Origin of the sequence: Rhodococcus sp. JVH1, from assembly GCF_000280725.2 — a bacterium.
Lineage (GTDB): Bacteria > Actinomycetota > Actinomycetes > Mycobacteriales > Mycobacteriaceae > Rhodococcus_F > Rhodococcus_F jostii_A.
In genome coordinates this window covers 1,247,003-1,261,598 of sequence record NZ_CP166289.1, presented here as the reverse complement: position 1 = coordinate 1,261,598, position 14,596 = coordinate 1,247,003, and the positions used below count along the sequence as shown (strand labels likewise).

Genomic DNA, 14,596 nt, shown 5'->3' with positions numbered 1-14,596 from the left:
TCCGCATACGATCGACTGATGCGCCAAGCTCGACTTCCCGACGGATTCGGGATCCGAATCGACCCCAAGGTACGCGCATATTCCGGAGGTCGCGTGCTCATCGGCGGTTCGCCGACTCGGATGCTGAAGCTGGCGCCCACCGCGGCGGCCATGATCGGAGACGGCTACCTCGAGGTCGTCGATCCGCAGTCCGCGGTCGTCGCACGCCGCCTCCTCGATTCGGGGGTCGCCAACCCGCGCCCGATGAGTACTCCGTCGCCCCGGGATGTCACCGTTGTCATTCCGGTGAAGAACAACGCGTCGGGGCTGCACCGGGTGCTGGCCTCGCTCCGCGGACTCGAGGTGGTCGTCGTCGACGACGGCTCCGACGTCCCGATCGTCGCCCCCGTGCTGCAGAACGGGTGCGGTGGCCACGTCACCGTCCTGCGCCACGAGACGGCCAAGGGGCCGGCCGCGGCCCGGAACACCGGTCTGCGTTACGCCGCAACTCCGTTCGTGGCGTTCCTCGACTCCGACGTCCTGCCGCGCACCGGCTGGATCGAGGTCATGCTCGGCCACTTCAGCGATCCCGCAGTCGCACTTGTCGCCCCGAGGATAGTGGCGCTCGAACCCGACGCGAGCACACTCGCGCGGTACGAGCACGCCCGCTCCTCCCTCGACCTCGGACGTAAGGAGTCCGCGGTCCAGTCCGGTGGCCCGGTGTCGTACGTCCCGAGCGCCGCGATGATCGCCCGCCGCGAAGTGCTCGACGAGTTCGGCGGCTTCGACGAGTCGATGCATGTGGCGGAGGACGTCGACCTGTGCTGGCGACTCCAGGAGTCCGGCTGGCGACTGCGGTACGAGCCCGTGGCCCACGTTGCGCACGATCATCGTGTGACGTTCGGAAGGTGGTTCGACCGCAAGCTGTTCTACGGCACCGGTGCGGCGCCGCTGGCGGCAAGGCATTCGGGGATGGTTCCCCCGCTGTCGATGTCGCCGTGGACGTTCTTCGCGTGCCTCGCCGCCGCCACGTGCACCCGGCTCGGCCTGCTCGGCGCCGTCGCCACACTCGCGATGATGCTGATGCGCCTGCGCCGCATGTTCACCGGACTCGACCAGCCGACCCGCATCGCCGCGATCCTCGCGGCCCAGGGTTTCGCCGGCGGTGCCTGGCAGCTGGCGTCCGCGATGTGTCGCCACTATTGGCCGATCACACTGCTGGCGGTGCTGCTCTCGAAACGGATTCGCCGTATCGCGCTCGCGATCGCCGTCGCCGAGGGCGTCGCCGATTGGGTGACCCACCGGGCGCCCGGAGGGCTGGGACCGGTGCGGCACACGGTGTTCAAGCGGATCGACGACGTCGCGTACGGCGCCGGGCTCTGGAAGGGCGCCATCACCGCCCGCGACCTCGACGCATTGAAGCCCCGGTTGAAGTCGTAGTGGCCGATCCGATTCGCGCCGCCGACGTCGTGGTCGTCGGCGGCGGTTCGAGTGGATGTGTGGTGGCCGCCCGGCTCAGCGAGAATCCCGGACGATCGGTTCTGCTCCTCGAGTCCGGGCCCGGCTACCGAACGGTGTCCGACTGTCCCGTGCTCGACTACCGGACGCTGCCGGTCGGTCCGGGTAGCGCGTTCGCCGAGACGTACGGCGTGGAGTTGGCCCCGAGCGTTCCGTCGGCCATGGTGCGGGGACACGTCCTCGGTGGTTCGGGCGCCGTCAACGGCGCCTATTTCGTCCGTGGGACGGAAGCGGATTTCCGGCATTGGCCCGCGTCGTGGTCGTACGAGCACGTGCTGCCCGCCTTCCGGGCACTCGAGCGTGACGCCGACTTCGACGACTCCCGGCACGGCACGACCGGACCGATGCCCGTTCGCAGGCAGCCCGCGGAGCGGCTGAGCGAGATCAGCGCGGCGTTCCGCGCCGCGGCGCTCGGTGCAGGACATCCCGAGGAACCCGACAAGAACAGCGCGGGTGGAGGCGGGGTCGGTCCGGTGCCCCTGAACGTCGACGGCGGCCACCGTGTCAGTACGGCAGTGGCGTACCTGCTGCCGGCGTGGAAGCGGGCCAATCTGACGGTCGAAGCGAATTCCGACGTCGTCCGAATTCTGTTCTCCGGTAACGAGACCGTCGGGGTGGAGGTAGAGTCGGACGGTGTGCGGCGCACGGTCCGCACCGGTCGGGTCGTGCTGGCGGCAGGTCCTGTCGAAACCCCGGTGCTGCTGATGCTTTCGGGGATTGGTCCTGCAGAACACCTGAAGGGCAACGGCATTCCCGTCGTCCTCGACGCGCCCGGTGTCGGCAGCAACTTCAGTGATCACCCCGAAGTGGCTCTGCCGTACCGTATCCGGGACTCGCTCCGCCGCAATGACACCAGTCCGGTCGTCGAAACGGTGCTGAATGTCGGCGACCTCGAAATCCGTCCGTACACGGCGCCGTTCGACGTGCTCGTCCCTGGATCCGGGCAGTCCGACCCGATCCTCGGGATCGGGCTCATGGTGACGGACAGTCGGGGCGACATCCGGCTCACGTCGGGGCGCCGCCGGGACCGTCCCCGAATCGAATACCGCTACGCGCAATCCGCCGCCGACCGCCGGGCGCTGCGCGAGGGGCAGGCCATCGGGCTGGAGCTGCTCCGCTCACCGGAACTCGGCCCGCTGCTCGAACCGTTGTCCGGGGAGGTGTCCGACCGCGCGGTGCTCGCCCACCTGGGGACGTCGCTGCACCTGTGCGGCAGTTGCCGGATGGGCGGACGCGACGACGCGGGCGCGGTGGTGGACGAGTGGTGCAACGTCCGCGGAATGGAAGGGCTGACCGTCGCCGACACCTCGGTGTTCCCGGTGGTCCCGAGCCGTGGGCCCCACGCCACGGCGGTGATGGTCGCCGAGCGCGTCAGTACGTTCCTGGAGGAGTGACCGAGGGGGCGACACGGGCCCGTGTGACGCGGGTTACAGTAGGCAGAGACGCCGTGGAGGAGTTCGATGCAAAGTCAACCGCCCACAGGGGGCAATCCGTGGGTCGCCGTGCGCCCGGGAGACGACGTCGCGATGCTGGCACGCAGGGTGTCGTCGGCGCATCAGTTGTTCGTCGAGCGCCACGCACCCGCCGGTCGTGCCCCGGACGGGGACGGGAATTCCGTCCGTTCCGTCATCCTCGACTCGTGGTTGCGCAGCACCAGCAAGGGAGTGAACCCGGACGGGTCGGCCCGCGCGGTCGATCTGGCGGCCGCGGATCTCGCCGCGTACCGGGCGTCGCACCCGATGTCGATCATCCGCCCGGTGGTCCGCAAGCTTCTCGTCGAAGACGCCGCCGACACCGGGCTGCTCGTGGCCATCACGGACGAGAAGGGTCAGCTGCTGTGGGTCGAGGGCGATTCGTCCGCCAAGGACCGCGCACTGGAGATGAACTTCGTCGAGGGCGCCGACTGGAGTGAGGACACCGTCGGCACCAATGCCCCGGGTACCGCGCTGGCGCTCGACCATTGCGTGCAGATCTTCGGTGCCGAGCATTTCAGTCGCTCGGTGCACGACTGGAGTTGTTCGGCGGCGCCCGTTCACGACCCCGCGACCGGGCTGATCGTCGGGGCCATCGACATCACCGGTGGTCCGCGGGTGGCGGTGCCCGAGGTGCTCTCGCTGATCAGGGCGACCGTCGCGGCGGCCGAGGCGGAGTTGCGACTGCACCAGCTGCGTTCACCGCACCCGCTCGTCGAGACGGTATTGCGGTTGGAGGTGCTGGGATCGGGACGGCCGACTCTGGTCCGTGGGCCCGAACGCATCCCGCTGTCGCAGCGGCACGCGGAGATCCTCCTGCTTCTGGCGGAGCACCCCGAAGGCCTGAGTTCCGACCGCCTCGCGGTGCTGCTCGACGAGAACGAACTCGACGCCGTCACGATTCGTGCCGAGATGTCGCGCCTGCGTAAGGTTTTCGGTCCCGCAAACCTCGGTTCGCGGCCCTATCGGCTGCTCGCCGAGTTGACGTCGGACGTCCGGCAGGTTCGCGGAGCCCTGGACCGTGGCGAGCTCACCGCCGCCCTCGACGTGTACTCGGGCCCGGTCCTTCCCGGGTCGGAGGCGCCCGGGGTCGAGGATCTTCGCGACGAGTTGCGGGCACGCGTCCAGGCGGCGCTGCTGCGGGAAGGTGATCAACGGTTGCTCGCCAAATGGACCACGTCCGTCCACGGCCGCGAGGACGTCGCCGCATGGGAGGCGTACCTGGCGGGCCTCGACCCGCGTTCGCCCCTGTATTCCCAGGTCAAGTCCAGGATCGATCTGTTCGATCAGCAGTACGCAACGTAGTTGCAACGGTACGGTCCCTAGTGTTGTGAGTCACACCCAGTTCCACCCGAGTTTCACGACACCAGGGAGTTATCGATGACCGTGTATGCCCGCCCGGGTTCGCCGGACGCCGTCATGTCCTTCCAATCGCGTTACGACAACTGGATCGGCGGCCAGTGGGTTGCGCCCGTCAAGGGCCAGTACTTCGAGAATCCGACACCCGTCACCGGACAGCCGTTTTGCGAGGTCGCGCGTTCGACGTCCGAGGACATCGAACTTGCGCTCGACGCCGCACACGCTGCGGCTCCGGCCTGGGGCAAGACGTCGGTGGCGGAGCGCGCCATCATCCTGAACAAGATCGCGGACCGCATCGAGGAGAACCTCGAGTCCATCGCGCTCGCCGAGTCCTGGGACAACGGCAAGCCGATCCGCGAGACCCTGAACGCCGACATTCCGCTGGCCGTCGACCACTTCCGCTACTTCGCCGGCGCGATCCGGGCGCAGGAAGGGGCACTGTCGGAGATCGACTCCGACACCGTCGCCTACCACTTCCACGAGCCGCTCGGCGTCGTCGGCCAGATCATCCCCTGGAACTTCCCGATCCTCATGGCCGTGTGGAAGCTCGCTCCCGCACTCGCCGCGGGCAACGCGGTCGTCCTCAAGCCCGCCGAGCAGACCCCGGCGTCGATCCTGCACCTGATCTCCGTCATCGGCGACCTGCTGCCCGCCGGTGTGGTGAACATCGTCAACGGATTCGGTGTGGAGGCGGGCAAGCCGCTCGCCTCGAGCCCGCGGATCCGGAAGATCGCGTTCACCGGTGAGACCACCACGGGCCGGCTCATCATGCAGTACGCGTCGCAGAACCTGATCCCGGTCACCCTCGAACTCGGTGGCAAGAGCCCCAACATCTTCTTCTCCGACGTGCTGTCCTCCAACGACGACTACCAGGACAAGGCGCTCGAGGGCTTCACGATGTTCGCCCTCAACCAGGGCGAGGTGTGCACCTGCCCGTCGCGTTCGCTGATCCAGGAGGACATCTTCGACGAGTTCCTCGCGATGGCGGCCATCCGCACCAAGGCCGTCCGTCAGGGCGACCCGCTCGACACCGACACGATGATCGGCGCGCAGGCCTCGAACGATCAGCTCGAGAAGATCCTGTCGTACATCGAGATCGGCAAGGGCGAAGGCGCCAAGGTCGTCACCGGCGGTGAGCGCGCCGAACTCGGCGGCGACCTGTCCGGCGGCTACTACGTGCAGCCGACGATCTTCACCGGTCAGAACAAGATGCGGATCTTCCAGGAGGAGATCTTCGGTCCCGTCGTCTCCGTCACGTCGTTCAAGGACTACGACCAGGCCATCGAGATCGCCAACGACACGCTGTACGGCCTCGGCGCCGGCGTGTGGTCGCGGGACGGTGGCGTCGCCTACCGCGCCGGTCGCGACATCCAGGCCGGGCGCGTGTGGACCAACACGTACCACCAGTACCCCGCGCACGCGGCGTTCGGTGGCTACAAGCAGTCCGGCATCGGCCGCGAGAACCACCTGATGATGCTCGAGCACTACCAGCAGACGAAGAACCTGCTGGTCAGCTACGCCCAGAAGGCTCAGGGCTTCTTCTGATGGACGCAGCCCGGGCGCCTCAGCGCCTGAAGGCAACCGCCGGGGCGGTGGAGCTTCTCCGCCGCCTCGGCGGTACCCACGGGGCGCTGATGATGCATCAGTCCGGCGGGTGCTGCGACGGCTCCGCGCCGATGTGTTACCCCGACGGTGAATTCATCGTCGGCGACCGCGACGTGCTGCTCGGCGTCCTCGACCTGCGACTCGGGGTCGGGGAGACCCCGTCCACCCGGCCCGAAGGCGGCGATGCGGTGCCCGTGTGGATCTCCGGTTCGCAGTTCGAGGCGTGGAAGCACACCCAGCTGGTGCTCGACGTCGTGCCCGGCCGCGGATCGGGATTCAGCCTGGAAAGTCCCGAAGGCATGCGTTTTCTCAGTCGCGCGCGTGCGTTCACCCCGGAGGAGAACGCCAGCCTCGCCGCGGAGGAGGTCATCGTGGGTCAGCGGTGGGAGCAGGGCTGGAGGCCCGCGCCGTCCCCCGAACCGCAAGTGGTCGCCGAAGCCGTCGACGCATGTCCGGTGCCCGCCCGCCGCCCGGTGCCATAGCACCCGAAGTGCGCTACGACCCAGGTTTTTACGTCGTGGTCACGTCTTGCTGACACGACGTGTACACAACTCGTTCACCATTGGCCTCGGCCGTTCGATCCCGCTCCACGAGCGGGGCGGGCGAGGCACCATTCGGATCGACGTAGGGGACGGAATGTCACTCGTAGAACCATCCAAGAATTCCGGAACCGGTCAACATCACGATGCTGCCGATTTCCACTCCGAAGACAGCAGCTATCTGGAAAAACGCACGCTCCGTAAGGGTTCGGCGGGCTGGGTGCTGCTCGCCGGCCTCGGTGTCAGTTACGTGATCTCCGGCGACTACGCCGGATGGAACAACGGACTGGCCGAGGGCGGATTCGGCGGCCTGCTGATCGCCGGCGTCGTCATCGCGGGCATGTACCTGGCCATGGTGCTGGGCATGGCCGAGATGTCGTCCGCCCTGCCCGCTGCCGGCGGCGGTTACACGTTCGCGCGGCGCGCACTCGGGCCGTGGGGCGGATTCGCCACCGGCACGGCCATTCTCATCGAATACGCGATCGCGCCCGCCGCCATCGCGACCTTCATCGGCAGCTACGTCGAGTCACTGAACCTGTTCGGTATCACCGACGGGTGGTGGGTGTACCTGGCGGTCTACGCCATCTTCATCGGAATCCATCTGACCGGCGCCGGCGAGGCACTCAAGGCCATGTTCGTCATCACGGCGATCGCACTGGTCGGTCTCGTGATCTTCGCGGTCTCCGCGATCGGCCTGTTCGACGCGGGCAACCTCACCGACATCGCCGCGACCGATGCGGTGGGAGCGTCGAGTTTCCTGCCCTTCGGCGCATTCGGAATCTGGGCCGCCGTCCCGTTCGCCATCTGGTTCTTCCTCGCCGTCGAAGGCGTGCCGCTGGCCGCGGAGGAAGCCCGCGAGCCGGAGAAGAACGTGCCGCGCGGAATCATCATCAGCATGCTCATCCTCATCGTCACGGGGGCGGCTGTCCTGTTCCTCGCCACTGGAGCGCTGGGTGCCGAGAGCCTGTCCACGTCCGGCAATCCGCTGGTCGAGGCGCTCGGTGACGGAACCGCGGCGAAGGTCGTCAACTACATCGGTCTGGCCGGCCTCGTCGCCAGCTTCTTCTCGATCATGTACGCCTACTCGCGGCAGACGTTCGCGCTGTCCCGCGCCGGTTACCTTCCCAAGAACCTGTCGATCACCAACTCGCGGAAGGCGCCCACGCTCGCCCTCATCGTGCCGGGCGTCATCGGGTTCGTGCTGTCGCTCACCGGTGAAGGCGCAATGCTGCTGAACATGGCGGTGTTCGGCGCGGCCGTCAGCTACGTGCTGATGATGGTCAGCCACATCGTCCTCCGCAGGCGTGAGCCGGAGATGAAGCGGCCGTACCGCACCCCGGGGGGCATCGTCACCACGTCGTTCGCGCTCGTCATCGCGGCCGCCGCGGTGATCGCCACCTTCCTCGTCGATCCGGTCGCCGCACTCTGGACGCTGATCGCTTTCGCGGCCTTCATGGCGTACTTCGGCCTGTACAGCCGCCATCACCTCGTTGCCAATTCGCCCGACGAGGAGTTTGCTGTTCTTGCGAAGGCAGAGGAAGACCTGGAATGACCACCTACAGTCACGGAGTCGCGGGAACCGGGTACACGTTCGACGGTCTCGTCGACCTCATGGCCAAGGCGACACCGCTCCGCAGCGGCGACGAACTGGCCGGGTGCGCGGCGTCCTCCGACGCCGAACGCGCCGCCGCGCAATGGGCGCTGGCCGACGTCCCGCTCGGCACGTTTCTGAACGAACTCGTCGTTCCCTACGAGGACGACGAGGTCACGAGGCTCATCATCGACTCGCACGACCGGGTCGCGTTCGGCGAGATCTCCCATCTCACCGTCGGCGGCCTGCGCGACTGGCTGCTGGACGTCGCGGCGCGAGACGGTGCGGCCGAGACGTTCCGTCGCGTCGCCCCGGGGCTGACACCGGAGATGGTCGCGGCGGTCAGCAAGATCATGCGCAACCAGGACCTCATCGCGGTCGCGCGGGCCGTCACCGTCACCGCGGGGTTCCGGACGACGCTCGGCGTACCGGGGCACCTGGGAACCCGGCTGCAGCCCAACCATCCCACCGACGACCCGCGTGGAATCGCGGCCGCCACGCTCGACGGCCTGCTGCTCGGCTGCGGTGACGCCGTCATCGGAATCAACCCGGCCACCGATTCGCCGCACGCCACCGCGGAACTGCTCCACCTCCTCGACGACATCCGTCAGCGCTTCGACATTCCGGCGCAGTCGTGCGTGCTGTCGCACGTGACCACCACGATGGGCCTGATCGAGGAAGGCGTTCCCGTCGACCTCGTGTTCCAGTCCATCGCCGGAACACAGGGCGCCAATTCGAGTTTCGGTGTGGACATTTCGCTGCTCCGAGAGGCCAACGCGGCCGGTCGGTCCCTGAAACGCGGCACCGTCGGCGACAACGTCATGTACCTCGAAACCGGTCAGGGCTCGGCGCTCAGTGCGGGCGCCCACCTCGGCACGGGCGGCAGGCCCGTCGACCAGCAGACCCTCGAGACCAGGGCGTACGCGGTGGCCCGTGATCTCGAACCGCTGCTGATCAATACGGTGGTCGGGTTCATCGGTCCGGAGTACCTGTACGACGGCAAGCAGATCATCAGGGCCGGGCTCGAGGACCACTTCTGCGGAAAGCTCCTGGGCCTGCCGATGGGTGTCGACGTCTGTTACACCAATCACGCCGAGGCCGACCAGGACGACATGGACACGCTGCTCACCCTGCTCGGTGTCGCAGGCGCAGCCTTCGTCATCGCGGTACCCGGTGCGGACGACGTCATGCTCGGGTACCAGAGTCTGTCGTTCCACGACGTGCTGTACGCGCGCCAGGTGCTCGGACTCAGGCCGGCACCGGAATTCGAGGACTGGATGCGCCGTCTCGGCATGGTCGACGACGCGGGACGGGTCCTGCCGGTCGACGCCGCGGCGTCGCCGCTGCGGGCACTGACGGTGGCACGATGAGCGATCCTGTGGTGCAAGACTTCTGGGCGGAACTGCGGGCCACGACGCAGGCGCGCATCGGACTCGGCCGCACCGGTGACGCCCTGCCCACGCAGCGCGTCCTCGAGTTCCGGTCGGCGCACGCCGCCGCACGTGACGCCGTCCACCAGCCGCTCGACGCGGAGGCGCTGGCCGAGCAGGTCGAGGCCGTGGGCCTGGGCAGGCCGGTGGTCGTCACGAGTCAGGCATCGGACCGCAGCGAATACCTGCGCCGGCCCGACCTGGGCCGCACGCCGGCCGACCTGTCCGCGGTTCCCGCGGTGACGGCCGAGGTCGGATTCGTCCTCGCCGACGGGTTGTCGCCGCGGGCGCTCACCGATCACGGGGTGTCCCTGCTGTCCGCGCTGGTCGACGAATTCGGCGGGACGTACTCGCTGGCGCCGCCGGTGATCGCGACCCAGGCCCGGGTGGCGCTCGGTGACCACATCGCGCAGGCACTCGGCGTGCAGACGCTCGTCCTGCTGATCGGGGAGCGGCCGGGGCTGTCGGTGGCCGACAGCGTCGGCGTCTATCTCACGCACCTCCCGCGTCCCGGACGCACCGACGCGGACCGGAACTGCGTGTCCAACATCCACCCACCCGAGGGGCTCGGCTACGAACTCGCAGCCCGCGTCGTGGCGGGTCTCGTGTCCGGTGCCAGGAAACTGGGCCGGTCCGGAGTGGAGTTGAAGGACACCTCCCGTGCCGATGCGCTCGCAGCCCCCTCGGAGATCCTCGAGCTGTAGTCGTGTTATCTAAAGGGCGGCAGGTCCGACCGGGCCTGCGGAGAACCGCCCTGGACGGGGTGTGACGAGGAGAGATCTATGGCCTTCGCTGGCAATGTGGACGAGTTGGCCCTGCTGCAGGCGGTCCGGTTGAAAGAGCAGGTCAGCGCGTCTGTTCTGGCCGAGCATCTCGGGGTGAGCGCCGCGTCCGCGCAGGCCGCCTACGACGCGCTGCTCACCCAGGGCAAGGCACAGGAAGCCTCGGACGGCCGGATCGGGCTCACCGACACCGGACTGTCGGAGCTCGAGGATCAACTCGACGCCGAGCGGGTGTCCATCGACGAGGACTCCATCGCGGAGGTGTACGAGAGCTTCGTGCCGTTCCACGAGGAGTTCGTCGGACTGATCGATTCGGCCGACGCCGATCAGCTGGCCGACCTGGACCGCCGTGCGTCGGTCGTGTTCGACGACCTGTCGGCGTTCGTGCCCAGGTTGTCCCGCTACCAGGATCTGTTCGCCGACGCTCTCGCGAAAGTCGCTGCGGGGGAGACGAAGTGGATCTCGGAACCCGTGATCGACTCGTACGCCACCGTGTGGACCGAACTCCGCACGGAGTTGCTCGGCGCGTCCGGCACCGCCGAGTGACGTGACGCGCGTCACCACCCCCTATTCGGGGGTGGTGGCGCAGTGAGCCGGATCACTACTTTTCCTCTCATCCGGGATACGCCCACCAGGGTGTTCCCCACGGACCACGGAGGAATCGAGTGACCACAGTCTCCAACTCGGGTGCGGGAGCCCCCCACGCCCCCACACCGGTGCGCCAGGGCGGTACCAGCGTCCGCAAGGTGGCCATCGCCAGCGGCATCGGCACGACCATCGAGTTCTACGACTTCTTCATCTACGGCACCGCCGCAGCCCTGGTGTTCCCCACGGTGTTCTTTCCCGCCCTCGGCTCCACCGCAGGCACCGTCGCCTCCTTCGCGACCTTCGCCGTCGCGTTCGTCGCCAGGCCCGTGGGTGCCATGCTGTTCGGCCACTACGGAGACCGGATCGGACGTAAGAAGACGCTGATCTCCACGCTCATCCTGATGGGTGTCTCGACGTTCCTGATCGGCCTGCTGCCCGGTGCCGCGACGATCGGGGTCGCGGCCCCGATCCTGCTGGTGCTGCTGCGTTTCGGTCAGGGATTCGCCGTCGGCGGCGAATGGGCGGGCGCCACACTGCTGACGGCGGAGTACGCACCCCCGGGCAAGCGCGGCCTCTACGCGATGTTCCCGCAACTCGGCCCCGCGGTGGCCTTCATCCTCTCCAGCGCCACGTTCCTCGTCACCGGCACCCTGCTCGGCGACACCAACGAGGTCTTCCTCGAGTACGGGTGGCGGATTCCCTTCCTGTTCAGCGCCGTCCTTGTCGGCATCGGCCTCTACATGCGACTGGCGATCGAGGAGACACCGGTGTTCCGCGCGGCCCAGCTTGCCGACCGTGCCGACGCGGCCCCGCGGACCCTCCCGCTGATGGACGCCTGGCGGTACCAGACAAAGGAGATCCTCCTCTCCGCCGGCGCGCTCGCTACACTCTTCGCGTTCTTCTACATGGGCACAGCGTTTCTCACCAGCTACGGCACCAAGACCCTCGGATTCAGCCGCCCGTTCGTGCTGACGGTCGGGATCGCCTCGGCCGTGGTCTTCGGATTCACGATCGTCGTCTCGGCTCTGTACTCGGACCGGATCGGGCGCCGACGGGTCATCATGATCTCCTGCGGACTGGCCGTCGTGTGGGCGCTCGCACTGTTCCCCCTGCTCGACACCGGTTCACCCGTCGCGTTCACGATCGGCGTGATGGTCACGCTCGCCATCTTCGGAATCGCCTACGGCCCCTGCGGCGCCCTGCTTCCCGAAATGTTCCAGACGCGCTACCGCTACACCGGCGCCGGCCTCGGCTACAACCTCGCCGGCGTGCTCGGCGGCGCGGTGCCGCCGCTGATCGCCGCGCCGCTGGCGTCCGCGTACGGCAGCGCCGCGATCGGCGTGATGCTCGCCGTCCTCGGCGTGGTCAGCCTGCTGTGCACGAAAGCCCTGGTGGAAACGAAAGACGACGCGCTCTGACAGGGCCGGCGAGGGGTGTCCGGACTTCGCACAGATACCGGCGCCCCTCGCCGTGCAGTATGCCCTGGATCACATCAACCAAGAGTAAGTTCGACCGCGGAAGGGCCTTCGGGTCTGCCCGTCCCGTAGGTGCCCGAACGGGCTCCTGGAGAGGAAGAGTGATGACAACCCCGCTTCCCAGCTACACCAACGGCGTGTGGGACGCCCCGATGCTCGGCGACACCATCGGAGACAACTTCGACCGGACCGTGGCAGCCCACGGCGATCGTGACGCCCTGGTCGACCGGCCCTCGGGACGGCGGTGGACGTACGCCGAACTGAGGCGGGACGTCGACGCCGTGGCGGCGGGGTTGCTGAAGCGGGGAATCGGGAAGGGCGACCGGGTGGGGATCTGGGCGCCGAACTGCCCGGAGTGGACGCTGATCCAGTTCGCGACGGCCAAGATCGGCGCCGTGCTCGTCAACATCAACCCCGCCTACCGGGCGCACGAGTTGAAGTACGTGCTCGACCAGGCCGGTATCCGCCTGCTGGTGTCGGCGCCCGAATTCAAGTCGTCCGACTATGCGGCCATGATCGAGGAGGTCCGGCCGCAGTGCCCCGACCTCGAGATGGTGGTGCTCCTCGGGAGTGCCGAGTGGAGCCGGCTGGCGTCGGACGGCATGGCTGCGCACGAGGCCGACCCGGCGCTGCTGCCTGCCGCGCAGGCGGCCCTGTCCTCGGACGATCCGATCAATATTCAATACACCTCGGGGACAACCGGATTCCCCAAAGGGGCGACGCTCAGCCACCACAACATCCTGAACAACGGGTACTTCGTCGGCGAGCTGTGCCACTACACGGAGAACGACCGCGTCTGCATCCCGGTGCCGTTCTACCACTGCTTCGGCATGGTGATGGGCAACCTGGCGTGCACGAGTCACGGCGCGACCATGATCATTCCGGGGCCGTCCTTCGACCCGAAAGCCACGCTGCAGGCCGTCGAAGCGGAGAAGTGCACGTCGCTGTACGGGGTGCCGACGATGTTCATCGCCGAACTCGCCGAACCGGACTTCGCATCGTTCGACCTGTCGAGTCTGCGGACCGGAATCATGGCCGGGTCACCCTGCCCGGTGGAGGTGATGAAGCAGGTCATCGAACAGATGGGAATGGCCGAGGTCTCCATCTGTTACGGCATGACCGAGACGTCGCCGGTGTCGTTGCAGACCCGGTCGGACGACACGATCGATCAGCGCGTGTCGACGGTCGGCCGGGTCGGCCCGCACCTCGAGGTCAAGATCGTCGATCCGGCAACGGGGTTGACCGTTCCGCGGGGCACGCCGGGCGAGCTCTGCACCCGGGGTTACTCGGTGATGCTCGGGTACTGGAACAACCCGGAGAAGACCGCGGAAGCGATCGACGCCGGACGGTGGATGCACACCGGTGACATCGGTGTGATGGATTCGGACGGCTACGTCGCGATCACCGGGCGGATCAAGGACATGGTCATCCGCGGTGGCGAGAACGTCTATCCCCGCGAGATCGAGGAGTTCCTGTACACGCATCCGGACATCCTCGACGCCCAGGTCATCGGGGTGCCGGACGCGAAGTACGGCGAGGAACTGATGGTGTGGGTGCGGATGAAGGACGGTGCCGAGCCCCTGGACGCGGCGAAGGTGCGCGAATTCTGCACCGGGAAGCTCGCCCACTACAAGATCCCGAAGTACGTGCACGTCGTCGACGAGTTCCCGATGACGGTGACCGGCAAGGTGCGCAAGGTCGAGATGCGCGAGCAGTCCCTCGACCTGATCGGGCGCACCTGACCCGTCTCGTCATCTGGTCCGCAGCAACGTCGCGACGGCGTCCTGCCCGCGCCGCTCGGCATGCTGCAGGGCCGTGCGGCCGTCCGCGTCCTCGATGGACGGATCGGCGCCCGCGTCGAGCAGCAGGCGGACGACGTCCTGATACCGCTCGGAGCCGTCGCCGTAGACCACGGCCTCGAGCAGGGCCGTCCAGCCCGGCTCGTTGACGTGGTTGATCGGCACGCCGGCCTCGATCAGCATCCGCACGGTGTCGACGTGGCCGTGCTCGGCCGCCGGGATCAGCGCGGTTCCGCCGAACCGGTTGATGCTGGTGACGTCGGCGCCGGCGTCGAGGGTGAGCGCGAGAATCTCGTTCAGTCCCTCCGCGCCGGCGTACAGGAACGCCGAGTCCTCGCGGGCGTTCTTCGCGTCGACGTCCGCTCCGGCGTCGATCAGCGTCCGCGCGGCGGCGACGTCGTCACGGACGACGGCGTCGAACAGCGCGTGTTCCAGTTCGGGCGTCGACACGGGGGCGGC

At 67.9% G+C, this 14,596-nt stretch carries 12 protein-coding genes; 11 read left to right on the top strand and 1 reads right to left on the bottom strand.

What is annotated here, in order from left to right:
- Nucleotides 1–18: 18 nt before the first annotated feature.
- The 11 genes from mftF (at nucleotide 19) to JVH1_RS05875 (ending at nucleotide 14,080) form a co-directional block, all read left to right on the top strand.
- Nucleotides 19–1,419, top strand: coding sequence for a mycofactocin biosynthesis glycosyltransferase MftF (gene mftF / locus JVH1_RS05925; RefSeq protein WP_009479316.1), 1,401 nt, complete (start codon nucleotides 19–21; stop codon nucleotides 1,417–1,419).
- On the top strand, nucleotides 1,419–2,891 hold the full coding sequence (gene mftG / locus JVH1_RS05920; RefSeq protein WP_009479317.1) for a mycofactocin system GMC family oxidoreductase MftG: 1,473 nt from the start codon (nucleotides 1,419–1,421) through the stop codon (nucleotides 2,889–2,891). Before mftF ends, mftG begins: the two co-directional genes overlap by 1 nt.
- A gap of 66 nt (nucleotides 2,892–2,957) precedes the next feature.
- Nucleotides 2,958–4,274, top strand: a complete 1,317-nt coding sequence (locus JVH1_RS05915) for a helix-turn-helix domain-containing protein (protein WP_009479318.1) — start codon at nucleotides 2,958–2,960, stop codon at nucleotides 4,272–4,274.
- Nucleotides 4,275–4,349: 75 nt separating this feature from the next.
- Nucleotides 4,350–5,873, top strand: a complete 1,524-nt coding sequence (gene adh, locus JVH1_RS05910) for an aldehyde dehydrogenase (RefSeq protein WP_009479319.1) — start codon at nucleotides 4,350–4,352, stop codon at nucleotides 5,871–5,873.
- A complete protein-coding gene (locus tag JVH1_RS05905; protein ID WP_043782014.1) occupies nucleotides 5,873–6,415 on the top strand; it encodes a DUF779 domain-containing protein in 543 nt (180 codons plus the stop codon). Before adh ends, JVH1_RS05905 begins: the two co-directional genes overlap by 1 nt.
- Before the next feature lie 154 nt (nucleotides 6,416–6,569).
- Nucleotides 6,570–8,024, top strand: a complete 1,455-nt coding sequence (eat, locus tag JVH1_RS05900; protein ID WP_009479321.1) for an ethanolamine permease — start codon at nucleotides 6,570–6,572, stop codon at nucleotides 8,022–8,024.
- Entirely contained in the window at nucleotides 8,021–9,433 is a 1,413-nt protein-coding gene (locus tag JVH1_RS05895) for an ethanolamine ammonia-lyase subunit EutB (protein ID WP_009479322.1), read from the top strand. The genes eat and JVH1_RS05895 overlap by 4 nt, the downstream gene beginning before the upstream one ends.
- Nucleotides 9,430–10,197, top strand: a complete 768-nt coding sequence (eutC, locus tag JVH1_RS05890) for an ethanolamine ammonia-lyase subunit EutC (RefSeq protein WP_011598118.1) — start codon at nucleotides 9,430–9,432, stop codon at nucleotides 10,195–10,197. The genes JVH1_RS05895 and eutC overlap by 4 nt, the downstream gene beginning before the upstream one ends.
- Nucleotides 10,198–10,275: 78 nt before the next feature.
- Nucleotides 10,276–10,821 (top strand): hypothetical protein, encoded by a 546-nt coding sequence (locus JVH1_RS05885; RefSeq protein WP_009479324.1) that lies wholly within the window; start codon nucleotides 10,276–10,278, stop codon nucleotides 10,819–10,821.
- 119 nt (nucleotides 10,822–10,940) lie between these two features.
- Nucleotides 10,941–12,281 (top strand): MFS transporter, encoded by a 1,341-nt coding sequence (locus JVH1_RS05880; protein ID WP_009479325.1) that lies wholly within the window; start codon nucleotides 10,941–10,943, stop codon nucleotides 12,279–12,281.
- Nucleotides 12,282–12,442: 161 nt separating this feature from the next.
- Nucleotides 12,443–14,080, top strand: coding sequence for an AMP-binding protein (locus JVH1_RS05875; RefSeq protein WP_009479326.1), 1,638 nt, complete (start codon nucleotides 12,443–12,445; stop codon nucleotides 14,078–14,080).
- Nucleotides 14,081–14,089: 9 nt separating this feature from the next.
- On the opposite strand, the gene JVH1_RS05870 is transcribed toward JVH1_RS05875, so the two are convergent.
- The gene (locus JVH1_RS05870; RefSeq protein ID WP_009479327.1) at nucleotides 14,090–14,587 is read right to left on the bottom strand and encodes an ankyrin repeat domain-containing protein; all 498 of its coding nucleotides are present in this window, start codon (nucleotides 14,585–14,587) and stop codon (nucleotides 14,090–14,092) included.
- Nucleotides 14,588–14,596: the final 9 nt, after the last annotated feature.